The 17515-nt window shown below is 72.1% G+C and carries 11 protein-coding genes; 5 read left to right on the top strand and 6 right to left on the bottom strand.

From position 1 onward, the window contains the following. Positions 1–452: 452 nt before the first annotated feature. Entirely contained in the window at positions 453–1697 is a 1245-nt protein-coding gene (locus RAN62_RS39710; protein ID WP_305790054.1) for a 5-(carboxyamino)imidazole ribonucleotide synthase, read from the top strand. Then, on the top strand, positions 1697–2194 hold the full coding sequence (purE, locus tag RAN62_RS39705; RefSeq protein WP_305790053.1) for a 5-(carboxyamino)imidazole ribonucleotide mutase: 498 nt from the start codon (positions 1697–1699) through the stop codon (positions 2192–2194). Before RAN62_RS39710 ends, purE begins: the two co-directional genes overlap by 1 nt. Positions 2195–2287: 93 nt before the next feature. On the opposite strand, the gene RAN62_RS39700 is transcribed toward purE, so the two are convergent. Together RAN62_RS39700 and RAN62_RS39695 are read right to left on the bottom strand one after the other, a co-directional pair. After that, positions 2288–7318, bottom strand: a complete 5031-nt coding sequence (locus tag RAN62_RS39700; RefSeq protein ID WP_305790052.1) for an SCO7613 C-terminal domain-containing membrane protein — start codon at positions 7316–7318, stop codon at positions 2288–2290. 126 nt (positions 7319–7444) lie between these two features. Next, positions 7445–8842: a UDP-glucose dehydrogenase family protein gene (locus RAN62_RS39695; RefSeq protein WP_305790073.1), complete on the bottom strand. Its 1398-nt coding sequence runs from the start codon at positions 8840–8842 to the stop codon at positions 7445–7447. 161 nt (positions 8843–9003) lie between these two features. Between RAN62_RS39695 and RAN62_RS39690 the strand changes: the two genes are divergently transcribed. From RAN62_RS39690 to RAN62_RS39680, 3 genes are all read left to right on the top strand, one after another. Next, positions 9004–10158, top strand: coding sequence for an acyl-CoA dehydrogenase family protein (locus tag RAN62_RS39690; RefSeq protein WP_305790051.1), 1155 nt, complete (start codon positions 9004–9006; stop codon positions 10156–10158). Between the two features lie 163 nt (positions 10159–10321). Beyond that, on the top strand, positions 10322–10756 hold the full coding sequence (locus tag RAN62_RS39685) for a Uma2 family endonuclease (RefSeq protein WP_305790050.1): 435 nt from the start codon (positions 10322–10324) through the stop codon (positions 10754–10756). 34 nt (positions 10757–10790) lie between these two features. Then, positions 10791–12671 carry a 5'-methylthioadenosine/S-adenosylhomocysteine nucleosidase family protein gene (locus RAN62_RS39680; RefSeq protein ID WP_305790049.1) on the top strand — a complete coding sequence of 627 codons (1881 nt, stop codon included), beginning with the start codon at positions 10791–10793 and terminating at the stop codon, positions 12669–12671. Here RAN62_RS39680 and RAN62_RS39675 read toward each other — a convergent pair. Genes RAN62_RS39675 through RAN62_RS39660 form a run of 4 tightly spaced genes read right to left on the bottom strand, consistent with a single transcriptional unit; the run spans position 12668 to position 17515 of the window. Next, positions 12668–13639 carry a DUF3500 domain-containing protein gene (locus RAN62_RS39675; RefSeq protein ID WP_305790048.1) on the bottom strand — a complete coding sequence of 324 codons (972 nt, stop codon included), beginning with the start codon at positions 13637–13639 and terminating at the stop codon, positions 12668–12670. The genes RAN62_RS39680 and RAN62_RS39675 overlap by 4 nt on opposite strands. Before the next feature lie 9 nt (positions 13640–13648). After that, complete coding sequence (locus RAN62_RS39670) at positions 13649–15670, bottom strand: dipeptide ABC transporter ATP-binding protein (protein ID WP_305790047.1); 2022 nt, start codon at positions 15668–15670, stop codon at positions 13649–13651. Beyond that, positions 15667–16539, bottom strand: coding sequence for an ABC transporter permease (locus tag RAN62_RS39665; RefSeq protein WP_305790046.1), 873 nt, complete (start codon positions 16537–16539; stop codon positions 15667–15669). The genes RAN62_RS39670 and RAN62_RS39665 overlap by 4 nt, the downstream gene beginning before the upstream one ends. Further along, positions 16532–17515 carry an ABC transporter permease gene (locus tag RAN62_RS39660; protein ID WP_305790045.1) on the bottom strand — a complete coding sequence of 328 codons (984 nt, stop codon included), beginning with the start codon at positions 17513–17515 and terminating at the stop codon, positions 16532–16534. The genes RAN62_RS39665 and RAN62_RS39660 overlap by 8 nt, the downstream gene beginning before the upstream one ends.

The following is a 17515-nucleotide window of genomic DNA, read 5'->3' as shown; positions in this document are numbered from 1 at the left end:
GGCTGCGGCGCGTAGCCGAGGTAGGGCGAGGCGCCTGGGTGGGGCGCGGTCCCGGGGTAGGCGCCGACGTGCGGCGCGGCGCCCGGGTAAGCACCGAAGTTGGGCTGTGGCGCGGCGCCTGGGTTAGCGCCGAAGTGGGGCTGCGGCGCGGCAGCCGGGTAGGCAGCGGTCCGGGATGCGGCCGGATAGGGCGCGGCAGGGGGCGGTTGGGGCGGTGGCCATGGGAGATGCTGGTCCGGCACGGGATGTCCCCTCGGCGAGCGGGTGGTTACAGAAGGTCGGGCGGGCGGTTGCGGAAGGTCGGGCGGGTGCTCTTCGGGAGACCGGGCGGGTGGTTCCGGGAGATTCGGCGGGGGCTGGGCCGAGCTGAGGGTGAAGTCGGTCTCACCCGGAAGCGGGCGCCGCACCTCGGCCGGGGCGGGCCGTCGGCGGGTGGTTAGGCTTGGCGCGCGATGGACACTCGAACTGGACTTCCTGTGGTCGGCATGGTGGGCGGCGGTCAGCTGGCGCGGATGACGCATCAGGCGGCGATCGCTCTGGGGCAGTCGTTGCGGGTGCTCTCCGAGTCGCCCGACGACAGTGCCGCGCTTGTTGCGGCCGATGTGCGAATCGGGACGCACACCGATCTTGCGGCCCTGCGGGAGTTCGCCAAGGGGTGTGACGCGGTCACGTTCGATCACGAGCACGTGCCGACCGGGCACATCGCCGTGCTGGCCGCCGAGGGTGTGAAGATTTACCCCGGTGCCGAGGCGATCGTCTTCGCGCAGGACAAGCAGCGGATGCGCGAACGGCTCACCGACCTCGGCGCGCCCGTTCCGCTCTGGCGCCCGGTGTCCAGCGTTTCCGACATTTCCGACTTCGCGGCCATGGTTGCCGCCAATCGCGCTGCCAAGCGAGCCACCGCGGGCGCCGCCCAGCAAGGCAGTCCCGCTCAGCGGATCGGCACCGGCGAGGCCGGCGCTGAGGACACCGGCTGGCCGGTCGTGGCGAAAGCCGTTCGCGGCGGCTACGACGGGCGAGGCGTCTGGATGCTCGACGGGCCCCAGGCGGCCGAGGAGCTGGTCGTCTCCGGGACGCCGCTCATCGTCGAGGAGCGCGTACCGCTGCGGCGGGAGCTCGCCGCCCTGGTTGCCCGGTCGCCGTTCGGGCAGGTCGCGGCGTACCCGGTGGTCGAGACCGTGCAGAAGGACGGCATCTGCGTCGAGGTGCTGGCGCCCGCGCCCGGGCTGAGCGAGGAGCGGGCCCTCGAGGCGCAGCAGCTGGCCATCGACCTGGCGAACGCGCTCGGGGTGGTCGGGCTGCTGGCCGTCGAGCTGTTCGAGACCGAGGCCGGCATCGTGGTCAACGAGCTGGCCATGCGCCCGCACAACTCCGGGCACTGGACGATCGAGGGCGCGCGGACGTCGCAGTTCGAGCAGCATCTGCGGGCCGTGCTCGACTATCCGATGGGGGAGACGTCGCTGACGGCGCCGGCCGTGGTGATGGCGAACGTGCTCGGGGGGCAGCCCGGCGGCATGTCGATCGACGAGCGGATGCACCACCTGTTCGCGAGCGACCCCGGCGCCCGGGTGCACCTCTATGGCAAGCAGATCCGGCCCGGCCGCAAGATCGGGCACGTGACGGTGCTCGGTGACGACATGAACGAGGTACGCGCCCGCGCCGTGCGGGCCGCCAAGTGGCTTCAGGAAGGCGAGTGATGGCACCCTCCGTCGGCGTGATCATGGGCAGTGACTCGGACTGGTCCACGATGGAGGCCGCCGCGCTGGCGCTCGCCGAGTTCGACGTGCCGTTCGAGGTGGGTGTCGTGTCCGCGCACCGGACCGTGCAGAAGATGGTCGAGTACGCGACCTCCGCCGCCGACCGCGGACTCAAGGTCATCATCACCGGGGCGGGCGGCGCGGCGCACCTGCCGGGCATGGTCGCCGCGATGACGCCGCTGCCCGTGATCGGCGTACCCGTGCCGCTCAAGTATCTCGACGGCATGGACTCGCTGCTCTCGATCGTGCAGATGCCGGCCGGCGTGCCCGTCGCCACGGTCTCGATCGGCGGCGCCCGCAACGCCGGCCTCCTCGCCGTGCGCATCCTCGCTGCGTCCGACCCGGTGCTGCTCAAGAAGATGCAATCCTTCCAGGCCGCCCTCGAACAGGTCGTCGCCGAGAAGGACGAAGCCCTCCGCCGCAAGCTGATGGGCTGAAACGAGCCGCAAGCTGATGGGCTGAAAAGACCCGCGAGGACGCAGGCGCGTGACCCGCGAAGGGCGCCGGCGCAAGAAGCGGAGGGCCGGACCTCAGCGCATCCGCACCAGCGCCCCCCGCAGCCGCTCCTGAGTCCGCCGCCGGCTCTCGTTCGTCGCGCCGAGGAAGAGCAGGACGACCCCGACCGGCACGAGCACCAGCCACGGCCCCACCAGCGTCGTCGCGAAGTGCAGCGTCGCCACCACGGTCGCCGCCGCGCCGATCACCACCGGCGCCTGTTGCTGCAGGCGCGAGCCGATGATCAGTGTCGCCACGGCGCCGAGCAGCAGCAACAGCTCCCTCAAGTCGCCGGCGTCGGTGGCGATGACCAGCGCGGTGGTCGGGACGAACGCGGCGAGCAGCGCCGGCCCGTACGCCGCCCAGCTGCTCAGCTCCGGCCGCTGCCGCGCCTCCAGGATGCCGACGAGCAGGGCCAGGGCGGCGAACGGCAGCGTGTACGCCTCGGGCAGCGCGACGTCGGCGATGGCTACGAAGAGCCAGATGCCGACGACCTCGACGCCCACCGCCAGCCAGAACAGGTTGCGGCGCTGGGCGGGGGAGCGGCCGGGACGGGTCGCCGCCAGCCCCAGGACCGCACCCCAGGCGGCGAGCAGGGCCGCGAGGTGGGCCGGCGAGCTGTACGCCAGCAGGCCCGCCAGCAGCGCCGACGCATAGCCGCTCCACTCGACGGTGGTGGCCTCCAGCCGGTATTCGGGCAGGCCCAGCCGGGGCAGCGTCGCCTCGAGGACGAGCAGAGCCGCGCCGACGGCCAGCACCCCGAACGCCGCCCACGGCGCGCTGAGCCCGGCGACCAGCGCCACGGTCAGCACGAAGAACTGGCCCATGACGGCGGTGAACAGCCAGCCCAGCATGCGGGCGTGACGGCTGCGCCCGGCGATCGCGGCGACCAGGCCGACGCCGACCGCGGCCCCGACCGTGAACATCGTCAGCTGTTGCGTCGCGAGGCTGCCCGCGAGGCCCGCGCCACCGGCGAGCAGGCCGAGGACGAAGACGACGATGCGGGTCCAGCGGATCATCTCGGCGCGCTCGGCGACCGGGGGCGGGGTCAGCGCCAGCCCGAGCATCGAGATGGTGAAGACCACCAGCGCGGCCGCGATCGCCGCGGACCATTCGGCCCCGAGCGCGATCGGCGCGATCAGCAGGGTGATGGCCAGACCCGGCAGGATCACCGGTACGGCCTCCGCCGGCCGCCCCCCGAACCCGAGCGCCGCCAGGGCCGCCGCCATGGTCAACAGCACGGCCGCGACCACGCTCGTCCCGTCGGCGCTGCTCGGAGCGGCGTCGGTGAGCGCGGCGACCGGGCCGTCCCAGATGGCGTTGAGCTGCTGGAGCGGGTCGACGAGCGCGGCACTCAGCGCGGGCGCCAGCGAGACCAGCGCGAGCGCCGTGGGCAGGGCGGCCACGACGACAGCGCCCTTGGCCGGGTCGACGATCCACCGGCTGCTGATGCCGCCGGGGCGGATCGGCATCCAGCGGGTCACGCCGTAGCGGCTGGCCATCGGGCGGCGGCCGTCCGGCAGCACCCGCTCGACGGCGGGCCCCGGGGCGGGCACGGCGCCGCGCAGCAGCTCGGCGATCACGCCGAGCAGGGCGGCCGCGGCGGCGTAGAGGGCCGTCGGATATTCGCTCGGGATCGACGCGATCGCGGTGACCATCGCCCCGCCGACCAGGCCGAATGTCGCCCACGGCAGGTACTGCGGGATGCTCTTGGCGACGAGGGCGAGCACGGCCAGCAACAGGCTGGACCCGGCGACGGCCGCGGTGAGCACGACCTGGGCCGAGTGCCCCTGGGACGCGGCCGTCGCGGCGAGCACACCCGGTGCCGCGGCGAGCGCGGCGGCGGTGGCAGCCCCACCCAGCTGTACGACGTGCCGGGGCAGACCGGTCTCGTCGACCACGAAGGCCGGCTCGTCGGTCGCCGATCGTCCCGTGCGCGCGAGCGCCGCGACCAGCGTGCCCGCCGCCACCACGAGCAGCAGGGCGAAGGCCGTGGACCAGGGGCGCACGAGCCCGGCCCCGGCGGCGTGCAGCCCCGCGACGGCGGCGACGGCGGCGCGGTCGAACGCGGCGCGCGGGTACTCGGCGGCGACCGCCGCGACGCCGTACCCGAGCATCACCGCGCCGCCGATCAGCAAGGGTGACCACCACGGGAGGCCGAACGCGGCCGGCGCGCCGACGGTCGCGAGCGCCATGCAGACCGCGCTGACGTCGTCGCGCCAGGGCCGCGGCAGGGCGGTCGCCGTCGCGATCGCCACGATGACCAGGGCGACCGGGGCCTGCCAGGCGCCGGCCGGGACGTCGCCGGGCACGTTGCTGACGTCCGACGCCCAGATCGGCCCGGGCGCGGCGAGGATCCGCAGGCCGAGGCCGAGCGCCTGCCACGCGGCGAGGGCGGCGACCACGAGACCGGCGAGGGTCAGCCCGCGTACGGGCCCCCGCCGCCAGTCCTCGGGCAGCGCCCGCACCCCGAAGCCAACCGCCAGCACGACGAGCGCGGCCACGACCAGCGGCGCGTCCGGGAAGGCGAGGGCCGCGACCCGGGCGAGCGCACCGCAGATCGCCACGGTGGCGGCGCCGGCCGCGATGTCCTGCCCGTCGACCATCCGGTCGGCCCGGCGCCCGTTGTCCAGCGTCTTGTTGAAGAGCAGCAGCCCGGCTGCGCCCAGCAGCAGGATGCCGACCCAGATGTCCGGGGCGGTGGAACCCGGGGCGACCAGCGCGGCGATGGCCAGCGCGATCGCGCCCAGCGAGCTGCCCGCGGTCAGCGGCAGGCTGATCTCACGCCGGGCCACCTGGAACACCGCGGCGTAGGTCAGCGTGCCCGCGACCGCGAGGAAGCCCAGGGCCAGCGCGGGCACGGTGACTGCTTCGGTGGGCGGGGGCCCGTCGCCGGGGTCGTTGACCGCGAGCGCCGCCGTCACCACGGCACCCGGGATGGCGAGAGCGGCCGCGCCGGAGGACCAGTCGCCGACCAGCCAGGCGTACAGGCGTACCGGAATCTGGCGGGCAGCGACCGCGACCATCACGCCCGCACCGGCCAAGGCAGTGAGCGTGGCGGCAGTGAGCCAGGACGCGCTCAGCGCCGAGCCCGCGCCGAACAGCCCGACCACCCCGGCGGCCGCGATGTGGGTGATGGCGACCCGGCGGGTCGGCGCGAGCAGGCCCGCCGCGCCGATGCCGATCGCCGCGAGCACCAGCGGCCACGGCGCCTCCGACCAGCGCAGGGCCAGCGAGGCGGGCACGGCCAGCGCGGTGAGGGCGACGCCGATCACGGCACCCTCGCGCCGCCACTCGGCGGGCAGGGCGACCGCGGCCGCCACGGTGAGCAGCAGGGCACTGAGCGCCAGCAGCCAGCCCGACTGGCCGGCCGCGGCGGCGATGCGATCCGCGTACGCGGCGGTGTCCGCGTGCCAGATCGGCCGCGCGGCCTGCACCGGGGCGAACGCGGCGCGCAGGGCGTCGACGGCGACCAGCACGCCGATGACCGTCAGCGCGGCGGCCGACGCCCACTGCGGACCCCGGCGCGCCTCCTCGGGCACCATGCCGACGACGGCACCGGTGAGCGCCACGGCGGCGGCCGCGGCGGCGAGCGTCCAGGCGGGCGTGGTCACGTCCGCGAGACGGGCGGCGACGCCGATCACGGTCAGCGTGAGCACGGCGCCGGAGATGTTGCGGGCCAGGACGTGCTCGGTCATCCGCGCGGCGGCCCAGGCGGCGACCGCGGCGACGAGCATGATCAGCCCGGAGCGCAGCGCGTCGGGCAGGACGTCGGCGCCGAGCAGCGCCCCCGTGCCGTAGAGCAGGGAGGCGGCCGCGGAGATCAGCAGCAGCAGGAAGGTCAGCTGGCGCAGCCGGCCCGCGGAGGGTGGCGTGGCGGGCGGCGCGAGCGGGACCGTGCCCGCGGCGGGCGCTCCCTCGGGGCGCGGGCCGGGGAAGATGCGGGTCGGCAGCCAGCGCCGGCGGCGGCGCCCGGTGAGCCCGTCGATGATCAGATCGGGTTCCTCCGGCTGCGACTCCGGGCGGAGGGGGGTCTCCAGCGACTCGTCGAAGTCGCGCTCGCCGATGCGGCGCGCGTCGGCCTCGGCCAGGGACTCGCGGTCACCCGCGACGGGCCGGCCCAGCGGCCACTTGGGCAGCAGCCGCCCCTGCCGGATCACGGTCGTGAGCAGCACGAGGTCGATCACCGCGGTCGCGGCGAGGGCGCCGGCCCACCCCGCGGGGCTTTCCACGATGGGGTACGCCAGCAGGGACGGGACGGGCTGGGCGGCGACGACCGTGGCATAGCGCGGCACCGCCAGCCGCGTGACCCCGGCATAGACGAAACTGGCCGCCGTCGTGATCAGCAGGGTCACGCCGAGGAAGACGGGGGCCGGCACGGCGGAGCCGCCGAACGTCTCGCTGCCGTGCAGGGCGTACAGGGTCATGGGGAGCAGGACCAGACCCACGGCCGCAAGCGTCTCGCCCGTGGACGTGAGACCGCGGCGCGCGATGGCCGGGGCCGCCGCGAGCGCGATGCCTGTGAACACGGCGAGGATCAGGGCCCGGCCGACCGCGTTGGTGGCCGCGCCGGCGAAGACGACCGCCGCGACGCCCAGGACCAGCGCGCTGAGGCCGAGCAAAATGTTTTGCACCGACTGCGACGAGGTCTCGGGCTCGTGCGGCGGCGGCTCGGGCAGCGGGGCGACCCGGGGCGGGCGGCGGCGCGGCGGCGCGGCGGCGTCGGTGGGCGGCGGATCGTCGACCAGCACGGTCACGCCGTCGGTGGCGGCCCCGGGCGGCGGTGGCGGCTCCTCGACCAGGGTGCGGGTGGCGCCGGGCGGCGGTGGAGGCGGCGGCTCGGGCGGCCGGCGCCGGGTGCGGCGCGAGGCGGCGGCAGCCCGCTTCTTCTGCTGGCCGGCGTGGGCGAGGATGTCCCGCTGGAACTGCGCGGCCTGGATCTGGCTGGCGATGAGCGAGCGCTCCTTCGCCGCGGCCATGTCCTTGATCTTCAGCTCCGCGATGGACCGGTCGATGCGGGCAAGATCATCCTCGTCGTACCTGTCCGAATCCTGGCCCTGTGCCACGGCACCTCCTCGACCCGGGCTATGCCCACCCGACACCTCATTAGAACAGTCTCAGCGGGGTCCAGATCAATGGAAACGGCCGCGAACCGTACAGGTTCGCGGCCGGTGCGTGAAAACGGTCAGTCGTCAGAGGGCTGGTGCGGGCCGTCCCATGCCGCGATACTCCCAGCCGGCCCGGGCCCACAACGCCGGGTCCAGGCAGTTCTTGCCGTCGATGATCCGCCGGGCCGCCACGAGGTCACCGAGCGCGTTCGGGTCGGCGTTGCGGAACTCGGCCCATTCAGTGAGCACGCACACAAGTTCCGCTCCGGCGACCGCGTCGGCCATGGACGCCTCGTACGCCAGGTGCGGCTGGACCACCCGGGCGTTCTCCATGCCCTGAGGGTCGTAGACGCGCACGTCGGCGCCGGCCTTGGACAGGGCGGCCGCGACGGCGAGGGCGGGCGCGTCGCGTACGTCATCGGAATTGGGTTTGAAGGCAGCACCCAGCACGGCGATGCGCGTGCCGGACAGATCGGGCCCCGCCGGGCCGGGCCGCCGGTCGAGCAGCTGCGCCGCGAGCTGGACCACGCGCGACCGGCGGCGCAGGTTGATCAGGTCGACCTCGTGCAGGAAGCGCAGCGCCTCGCCCGCGCCGAGCTCCTGGGCCCGGGCCTGGAACGCGCGGATGTCCTTGGGCAGGCAGCCGCCGCCGAAACCGACCCCGGCCTGCAGGAAACGGTTGCCGATGCGCGGGTCGTAGCCGATCGCGCGGGCCAGCTGCGTCACGTCGCCCCCGGCCACCTCGCAGACCTCGGCCATCGCGTTGATGAAGCTGATCTTCGTGGCCAGGAACGCGTTCGCGGCCACCTTGACCAGCTCGGCGGTCGCGAAGTCGGTCACCACCAGCGGCACCTCGCGGTCCTCGGTGGCGGCCAGGTCGAAGACGCCCTTGTGCGCGGCGTAGAGCATGGCGTTGGCCCAGTCGCTCTTGACGCCGACGACGATCCGGTTGGGCCGCAGCACGTCCTCGACGGCGAAGCCCTCCTGCAGGAACTCCGGCGACCACGCGACCTCGACACCCAGCTCGGGGGCGGTGTGCTTGGCGACCAGCTGCTCGACCCACTCCGCGGTGCCGACCGGAACCGTCGACTTGCCGACGATGAGGGCCCGGCGCTTCAGGTGCTTGGCGAGATTGGTGACGGACGTCTCGACGTACTTGAGGTCGGCGCCCATGCTGTCACCGCGCTGCGGCGTCCCCACGCAGATGAAGTGGACGTCGGCGAAGTCGGCCACTTCCTCGTACGAGGTGGTGAAGCGCAACCGGCCCGCGGCGAGGTTGGCCCGCAGCAGCTCGTCCAGCCCGGGCTCGTGGAACGGGACCTGTCCCGCGGCCAGCTTGGCTATCTTCGGCTCGTCGACGTCGAAGCCGAGCACCTCGTAGCCCAGCTCGGCGAAGCAGATGGCGTACGTCGCGCCCAGGTAGCCCGTGCCGAGGAACGCCAGCCGCGGCCGGGGCGCGCCGGACGGCACCTCGAGCTGCATTGTCGGAACCGGGATGGTCACGTGGAACTCCAGTCAAGACGGGGGGAGCACACCTTCTCACGGCGTCGCACAAAGCGTCCGAGCACCGTCCGGCGGAGAAGGATAGTGCGCGTACCCTACGCGTCGGTAACATAGGCTTTCTTTACCGGGAAGGCGGGGCCATGTCCGAGTTCGACGTGTATCAACTGCCCGAGGATCACGAGGCGATCCGCGCGGCCGTCCGCGAGGTCTGCGACGCCAAGGTGGCCCCGAACGCGGCCGAGGCCGACGAGACCAGCGAGTTCCCCAAGGCGTCGTACGACGCCCTGCGCGCCTCCGACTTCCACGCCCCGCACATCCCGGCCGAGTACGGCGGCGCCGGCGCGGACGCCCTGGCCACCGCCATCGTCATCGAGGAAGTCGCCCGCGCCTGCGCCAGCTCCTCGCTGATCCCGGCGGTCAACAAGCTCGGCACGATGCCCCTGATCCTGGCCGCCTCCTCCTCTCTGAAGGAGCGCTATCTCACGCCGGTGGCCGCCGGTGAGGCAATGTTCTCCTACTGTTTGTCCGAGCCGGAGGCCGGCAGCGACGCGGCCTCGATGACCACCCGCGCGGTCCGCGACGGCGACTCCTGGGTCCTCAACGGCGTCAAGCGCTGGATCACCAACGCCGGCGTCTCCGAGTACTACACCGTCTTCGCCGTGACCGATCCCACAGCCCGCTCGAAGGGCATCTCCGCCTTCGTCGTCGAGAAGTCGGACGAGGGCGTCAGCTTCGGCGCCCCCGAGAAGAAGCTCGGCATCAAGGGCAGCCCCACCCGCGAGGTCTACTTCGACAACGTCCGCATCCCGCTGGATCGCATGATCGGTGAAGAGGGCACGGGCTTCGCGACGGCGATGCGTACGCTCGACCACACCCGCGTGACCATCGCGGCCCAGGCGGTCGGCATCGCCCAGGGGGCGCTGGACTTCGCCCTGGGGTACGTCAAGGAGCGCAAGCAGTTCGGCAAGCCGGTCAGCGACTTCCAGGGCATCCAGTTCATGCTGGCCGACATGGGCATGAAGCTCGAAGCCGCCCGCCAGATGACCTACGTGGCCGCGGGCAAGAGCGAACGCGGCGACGCCGACCTGACCTACTTCGGCGCGGCGGCCAAGTGCTTCGCGTCGGACGCCGCGATGGAGATCACGACGGACGCGGTGCAGCTGCTGGGCGGGTACGGCTACACGCGCGACTACCCGGTCGAACGCATGATGCGCGACGCCAAAATCACCCAGATCTACGAGGGTACGAACCAGGTCCAGCGCATCGTCATGGCCCGCCAGCTGCTCAAAGGCTGATGTCCTCACCAGGGCTTGTCGTGCGTTAAGATGGGCGTATGAGCGCTGAAGCCTTCGGTAGGTACGTCCCTGCCGTGATCACGCTCGAAGACTTGGCGGTGTGGACCGCCGCCGATCGATACGGCCATCGTTATGAGTTGAGCCCTGGGGGGCGCTGTCTGTCATGCCGCGGCCCGACTCGGAGCACGCGGCGATCGCCAGTCGCCTCTTTGCCCGGTTGCTGCTTGCCGGTTGGCCGGCGGATCAGATCTTGCAGGCCGTCGGCATCCGGCTCCCCGGCGCGGATGTCGACGGCGGGCGGATCCCGGATCTGACGCTGTGGGCGGGCGTGCAGCCGCGCAGTGTCTGGCTCGATGTCTCGGAGCTGTTGCTGGTCATTGAGATCGTCTCACCGGGCTCGGCTGCGACGGACGAGGTCATCAAGGTCCGCGAGTATGCCGCGGCGGGCATCGAACGCTACTGGCTGGTCGAGCGGGACGCCGCACAGACGGTGACCATGCACGTCCTCGGCCCGGATCACACGTACGACGTCGCGGCGAAGATGCCGCTCGCCTGGCTGCTGCGGACTTCGCCGGCGGATCACCTCCCGGCTGTGTGACGACCCAGGCGGTTCCGCGTCTACCGTGGACGCTGTGGACACGCGTCCTTCGCCGGCGGACCGCCGGCCCTCGGTTGCTGAGTTGAGGCAGGCCGCGCGGCTCGTGCGGCGCGCCGAATTCGGGGCCGAGGTGCGCGACTGGCTGCGGCCGAGACACCTCGGGTTGCTGCGCGACCGTGGGCCCATCACTCTGCAACTGTTCCGCGCGGCGGCCGAGGGACGGCTGGTCTGGCGGGGCTTCGACTCGTTCGCGATGCTGCGCAGCCCGGGCGATCGGCCGGGACGGGGCGGCCGGTTCGCGGTGCTGCGAGCGGTTGACCACTCGTGGCACCTGGCCCTGGTGGTCGGCAGCTTCCTCATGTTCCTGGGCGGGGCGCTGATCCTCGTCGCGCTGCGGGACGTTCTCGATCATGCCGTGCTCTATCTGGTCGCGGTGCTGCTCGAGCTGGCTCTGCTGCTGGTTGTCGTCACTGACCAGGTGACCGGGCTGGTGCGTATGTGCGTGCGGGGTCTGCGGTCCCTCGGCCGCCCGGGCCTCGCACCGCACGAGGCCGCGGCCCAACGGTGGCCGTACGAGCGGTGGACCTTGGCCGTCTGTCACCACCCGGCGGCGACCGGCGGGTCGGAACTGCTCGACGAGGTGTGGCAGCGGCTTGTCGCGCTGGCCGGGCCCGACCCCGCACTGGCCTGCCCGCGCGCGGCGGTGAGCACGAGCGGCATGCGGACGCTGGTCGGCGACTGGGCCCACGGCGTCGACATGGGTGTGGACGACCCTGCCGTCCGGCTGCGCTTCACCGGCCGCAAGCCGCAGGTCGCGCAGCGGATGACCGAAACCGGAGCGTTCTTCTTCCTCTATCTGGCCGCTGTCGCGGCCCTCCTCGCGGGAGTCGCTCCGATGGTGGCTCAGGCGGAACGGGCCGGTTGCGCGGATACATGTGCCGAACGGCCCGCCACGTACGGGACCGCGCTCGAATGGCTGGCGTATCGACTGCTGTGGCAGAACCCGCAGGAGCCGCGGCCGGAGACGTTCGAGGCCACCAGCTTCGGGTTCGGTGCCTCGGTGCTGGGCCTGGTCGGAATCTTTGTCGGTGTGGCGGCGATGCTGCAGTACACGCGCCATCTGAGGAAGCAGGGAGCGGACGTGGACGCCTTGGTCGAGGAGTCGGGACGACGCGGGAAGGTTTTGCTGCTCGTGGCGACTCCCGTGGAACAGGCGGTAGTGCTGGACCGCGTCCGGCAGCGCACGGGTCGGGCGGCGGAGCGGCTGTTCGGCGGCTACCCGGTGCACAAGCTCGGCGTCCTCGGGGCCACGGAACTCGTGCTGGCCCGCACCGGCCCCGGCGTGACGAGCCCGGTCTCCGCCGCGTACGGCGTGCCGGAGCTGGTCCGTGAGCAACGGCCGGATTACGTGATCTCGCTCGGCATCTGTTACGGCCTTCGGGAGGAGTTTCAGGCCGAGTGCGATGTGATCGTTGCCCAGCGGCTACGCGTGATCAATGTGCGTGTAGGCGAGGGGGCGGACGGCGACATCGAGATTCGCGAGAGGGGGGACAGCGTGACTGCCGGTCCGAACCTCGTGGCGCGGTTCATGATGGCGGAGCCGCCGGCGGGTTTCCGGATCCACATGGGCGAGCTGCTGTCCTGGGACGTGCTGGTCGACAACTCACGGCTGCGGGAGGCGTTGCGGATGCGCTACCAGGACGCGCTCGGCGGGGAGATGGAAGGCGCGGGCGTGTACGCGGCGGCAGTTCGCAAGCAGACCGAGTGGATCGTGGTGAAGGGCATCTCCGACTGGGGGCACGGCAAGCGCGACGACGTGCAGGAGAAGGCGGCCGGCAACGCCGCGGCTGTGGTGCTCGACCTGGTGGGGGCGCGAGCGTTCGCCCGGCGGGACAGCGACGCGGAGCCCGCTTAGGAGTGGTGGTCGGCGAGGTGGCGGGCGAGGACGTCGTCGCCGAAGTCGTTGGTGGGGTTGCGCCAGACGGTGTGGACGTGGTTGGCGTTGCTCTGTGTGTTGTCGTATTCGGCGAGGAGGGACGGGCCCTGCAGGCGGTAGTAGTGCGGGGCGCCGGGTTCGGTGGCGCCGGCCCACGCGAAGTGGACCTCGTCCAGCAGTTTGCCGGCGAACTTCGCGGACTCAGCGGCGGCCAGGGCGGGCGGGATGCGGTCGATGAAGGTGCCGAGGAGGGCGCGGAGCAGGTCCTGCTGGGCCGGCGTCAGGGCGGAGCCGGGGATGCCCGCAAGCCCGATGTCCGGGACGCGGGAAAGGTTGCGGCTGAGGATGTCGCTCGGGGCGACGGCGTCGATGATCGTTGCCGGCAGCTGGTCCGGGGAGAGGGACGCCAGCAGGTCGCGGGCGAGGTCTTCGGTGGCGCCCAAGGGGCGGAGGAGGTGGCCGCCGAGCAGGGGGGCGGCGGCGGGGTCGGCGCCCAGGAAGCAGGGGGTGCTGGACTGGACCCGGCCGTCGAGGACGAGGTTGTGGACGGAGACGTGGTGGCCGCCGAAGCGCCACGACCAGGGGCCGGTCAGGCTGGGCTCGCCGAAGACGCGGAGCCAGTAGAGCTGCGGGTCACGCCGGCGTCGGCGTGCGTCCGTAACAGGCCAATTGTCCGACCTGTCGAGCACGTTCTCCAGGCCGATGATCGTTGACGCTGTCACGTAGCCGGCGTCGGACAGGCCCGTCGACAGCAGTCGCATGGCCGCCTGCTGCTGCGGAGCCGACATCTGGCCCAGGGGCAGGCCGCCGTGATCCACCGGGGTGTAATACCAGCGCTTCCGGTCCGAGGACGGCCAGGGCTGCCGCGCGGCGGAGAGCTGAGAAGAAGAAAGCGCCGCCAGCCACGCCGTCGCCGCTTCCACCATCTGTACGGCCGCATCGTCCACGAAGCGACCTTAGATCAGCGTGAGCGCCTCCGCGTAGTGACAAGCCGTTCGATGGCCCTCGCCGTGGTCGACGAGCGCCGGGACGTCGGAGATGCAGAGGCGCTGTTCCTTGTCGGTCAGGGTCGGGAACTTCGGGCAGCGCGTCCGGAAGCGGCACCCGCTCGGCGGGGCGACCGGGCTCGGCACGTCGCCGGTGAGGATGATGCGTTCGCGGGCGCGTTCCTTGTGCGGGTCGGGCACCGGGATCGCCGAGATCAAGGCCTGCGTGTACGGGTGCGCGGCCCGCAGGAACAGCTCGTCCACCGGCGCCGTCTCCACGATCCGGCCCAGGTACATGACGGCGACCCGGTCGGCGATGTGCCGGACGACGGACAGGTCGTGGGAGATGAACAGATAGGAGAGGCCGAGTTCGTCCTGCAAGTCCTCGAGCAGGTTGACCACGCCGGCCTGGATCGAGACGTCGAGCGCCGACACCGGCTCGTCCAGCACCAGGACGCGCGGCCGCAGCGCGAGCGCCCGGGCGATGCCGATGCGCTGGCGCTGCCCACCGGAGAACTCGTGCGCGTACCGGTTGCCGTGCTCGACGTCGAGGCCCACCGTCTTCAGCAGTGATCGCACCTGGGCCCGCCCGTCGGAGCCGTACCGGCCGTGGATCCGCAGGGGTTCGGCGATGATCTCGTTGACCGTCATCCGGGGGTCGAGCGACGCGTACGGGTCCTGGAAGACGATCTGCAGATCCTTGCGCAGCGGCCGCATCCGGGCCCGGGACAACGGCACGAGGTCGCGCCTCTGGAAGTGGACCGAGCCCGCGGTGGCCGGCTCGAGGTTGAGCAGCACGCGACCCGTCGTCGTCTTGCCGCAGCCGGATTCCCCGACGAGCCCGAGCGTCTCGTGCGTCAAGATGTCGAAGGACACGTCGCACACCGCGTGCACGTCACCGATGCGCCGCCGGAGGACCCCGCGGGAGCGTACGGGGAAATGCTTGACCAGTCCCCGTACGGACAAGATCGGATCGGAGGGCCGCGGCGCGACCGACGCGGGGGTTTCCGGCGCGGGGAAGGACGTGACCGAGTCGTGGAAGTGGCACGCGGCGAAGTGGCCCGGCCCGGCGGGCAGCAGCGGCGGCTCGGTGGTGGAGCAGATCGACTCGGCCCTGGGACAGCGCGGCACGAACGGGCACCCGGCGGGCAGGGTCAGCAGCGACGGCGGCGATCCGGTGATGGGCGTGAGCCGCTGCCGCCCGCTCTCGTCGATGCGGGGCAGACTGCTCAAGAGCCCCAGGGTGTACGGCATCCGCGGCCGATAGAAGATCCCGTCCACCGTGCCCGTCTCGACCAGCTTGCCGGCGTACATGACGTTGACCCGGTCGGTGTGCCCGGCGATGACCCCGAGGTCGTGCGTGATCAGGACCAGTGACGCGCCCGTCTCGCGCCGGGCCGCCTCCAAAGCCTCCAGCACCTGGGCCTGCACGGTGACGTCCAGCGCCGTGGTCGGCTCGTCGGCGATGATCAGCTCGGGGTCGTTGGCCATGGCGATCGCGATGACGATCCGTTGCCGCATGCCGCCGGATAGCTCGTGGGGATAGTTCTTCGCGCGCAGCGCCGGGAACGGGATGCCGACGATCTCGAGCAGTTCCGTGGCGCGTCTCATCGCCACCTGGCGCGGGACGTCGCGATGGGCCAGAACGGCCTCGGCGATCTGCGCCCCGACGGTGTGCACCGGGTTCAGCGACGTGAGCGGGTCCTGGAAGATCATTGCCACGGTGCGGCCGCGGATCTTCGAGAGCTCGGCGTCCGTACGGCCGAGCAACTCCTCGCCCAGCAGCCGGACCGAGCCGCTGACGCGCGCGTTGCGGGGGAGCAGGCCCATGACGGCGAGCGACGTCACCGACTTGCCCGACCCCGACTCGCCCACGATCCCGACGGACTCGCCCCGCCCGACCTCGTACGAGACCCCGCGTACCGCGGGCAGCACCCCGTCCTCGGTCGGGAACTCGACCGTGAGGTCTTCCACCTGGAGAAGCGCGGTCATCGGCGCACCCTCGTCTGCTTGGGGTCGAAGGCATCGCGCAGCCCGTCGCCGATGAAGTTGATGGTCAGCGCGATCAGGATGATGAACAGGCCGGGGAAGTAGAACAGCCACGGCCGCGTGTTGACGGCGTCCTTGTTGATGGAGACGAGCAGCCCGAGCGAGGTGTCCGGGGCCTGTACGCCGACGCCGAGGAAGGACAGCGCCGCCTCGCCGAGGATGCCCGTGGCGATGGTCAGCGTGGCGGTGACAATGATTGTGCCGAGCGCGTTGGGCAACAGGTGCCGCAGGATGATCCGGGCGTTGCCCGCCCCGAGCGCCCGCGCCGACTCGATGAACTCCTGCTCGCGCAGCGACAACACCACACCCCGGACCACCCTCGACACGTACGGCCACGTCAGCGCGCCGAGCACGAACGCGATCGCCCACCACTGGCTGCGGCCGACTCCCTGGGCGGCGACCGCGGCCGCGACGGCGATCGAGGGGAGCGTCAGGATGACGTCGACCAGTCGCATCATCAGGAAGTCGAGCTTGCCGCGATAGAGGCCGGCGATCGCGCCCCACAGCGCGCCGAAGACCGTACCGATCAGGGCGATGGCCAGCGCGATCTTGACCGATTGCTGCGTGCCCCGCATGACCTGGGCGAACGTGTCGTGTCCGATGAGGTCGGTGCCGAACGGGTGGCGCAGCGACGGCGACTGGGAGAGATCGTCGGTGATGTCCGCGTAGTCGTACCGCCAGAGCAGCGGCCCGGCGAACGCGAACAGCGTCACCACCAGAAGCGTCACCAGGCTCGTGACCGCGGCCCGATGACGCAGGAACCGGCGCAGGACCAGCTCCGCCTGCGACCGTTCGCGGACGGCTTCACTCATGGCGGATCCTCGGGTCCAGGACGGCGTAGAGGGCGTCGGCGATCAGGTTGCAGACGATGACGACGAGCCCGGCGAGCAGCAGCCAGCTGGCCACGGCGTCGGTGTCGGCCCGGGCGACCCCGGTCAGCAGCATCCGGCCGAGGCCGTTCCAGTTGAAGACCGTCTCGGTGATCACCGCCCCGCCGAGGATGCCGGCGACGTCCAGGGCGGTGACCGTGACGAGCGGGATCAGAGCGGTCCGGAGTACGTGCCGCGTGAGCACTTTGCGCCACGGCAGGCCCTTGGCCCGGGCCAGCCGGACGTAGTCGGAGTTCAGCACCTCCAGGACGGCTGACCGTTGGTACCGGCTCCATGCCGCGTACGTGATGAGCGCCAGCGCGAGTGTCGGCAGCACCAGGTGCCCGGCGACGTCGGCCAGCTTCGCGCCCGGGGACATGCCGCTGTAGCCCTGGGACGTCTCGCCGATCGTGAAGAAGACCGTCGTACCGGTGGCCTTGTTGTAGCGGACGGCCAGGTCCTTGAGCACGATCGCGACCCAGAACAGCGGCATCGCCAGGAACACGAAGCCGGTGAACGTCAGCGCGTAGTCCGACTTGGAGTACTGCCGCACCGCCCCGACCACGCCGGTCAGCACGGCCAGGACGAGCGCGAGCAGGATCGCGACGACGACCAGCCGCAGGGTCACGGTCGTGGCGCGGGTCAGGTTCGCGCCGATGTCGTACGTGCTCTGCACCGACTCGCCGAAGTCCCCGTGCAGAACGCCGCCGAGCCAGTGGCCGTACCGGACGACGATGTTGTCGTCCAGCCCGAGCCGCTCGGTCTCCAGGTCGATGGTCCGCTGCGGGGCCGGCGGGTTGCGCAGCTTCAGCGGCTCGAGCGGATCCCCCGAGAGCGCCACCAGGGCGTACGAGAGGAAGGACGCGACGATCAGCACGGGGATCGCGGCGAGCAGGCGCCGCACGACATAGGCGAGCAA

It is taken from the genome of Symbioplanes lichenis (assembly GCF_030709675.1).
Lineage (GTDB): Bacteria > Actinomycetota > Actinomycetes > Mycobacteriales > Micromonosporaceae > Actinoplanes > Actinoplanes lichenis.
The sequence above is the reverse complement of the archived record's forward strand: the minus strand, read 5'-3'. Positions and strand labels throughout refer to the sequence as shown.

Coding starts and splice junctions, on each gene's coding strand:
- RAN62_RS39695 (WP_305790073.1), bottom strand. CDS start 8,842: ATGCAGCTCGAGGTGCCGTCCGGCGCGCCCCGGCCGCGGCTGGCGTTC.
- RAN62_RS39710 (WP_305790054.1), top strand. CDS start 453: ATGGACACTCGAACTGGACTTCCTGTGGTCGGCATGGTGGGCGGCGGT.
- RAN62_RS39685 (WP_305790050.1), top strand. CDS start 10,322: ATGCCGCGGCCCGACTCGGAGCACGCGGCGATCGCCAGTCGCCTCTTT.
- RAN62_RS39670 (WP_305790047.1), bottom strand. CDS start 15,670: ATGACCGCGCTTCTCCAGGTGGAAGACCTCACGGTCGAGTTCCCGACC.
- RAN62_RS39690 (WP_305790051.1), top strand. CDS start 9,004: ATGTCCGAGTTCGACGTGTATCAACTGCCCGAGGATCACGAGGCGATC.
- RAN62_RS39665 (WP_305790046.1), bottom strand. CDS start 16,539: ATGAGTGAAGCCGTCCGCGAACGGTCGCAGGCGGAGCTGGTCCTGCGC.
- purE (WP_305790053.1), top strand. CDS start 1,697: ATGGCACCCTCCGTCGGCGTGATCATGGGCAGTGACTCGGACTGGTCC.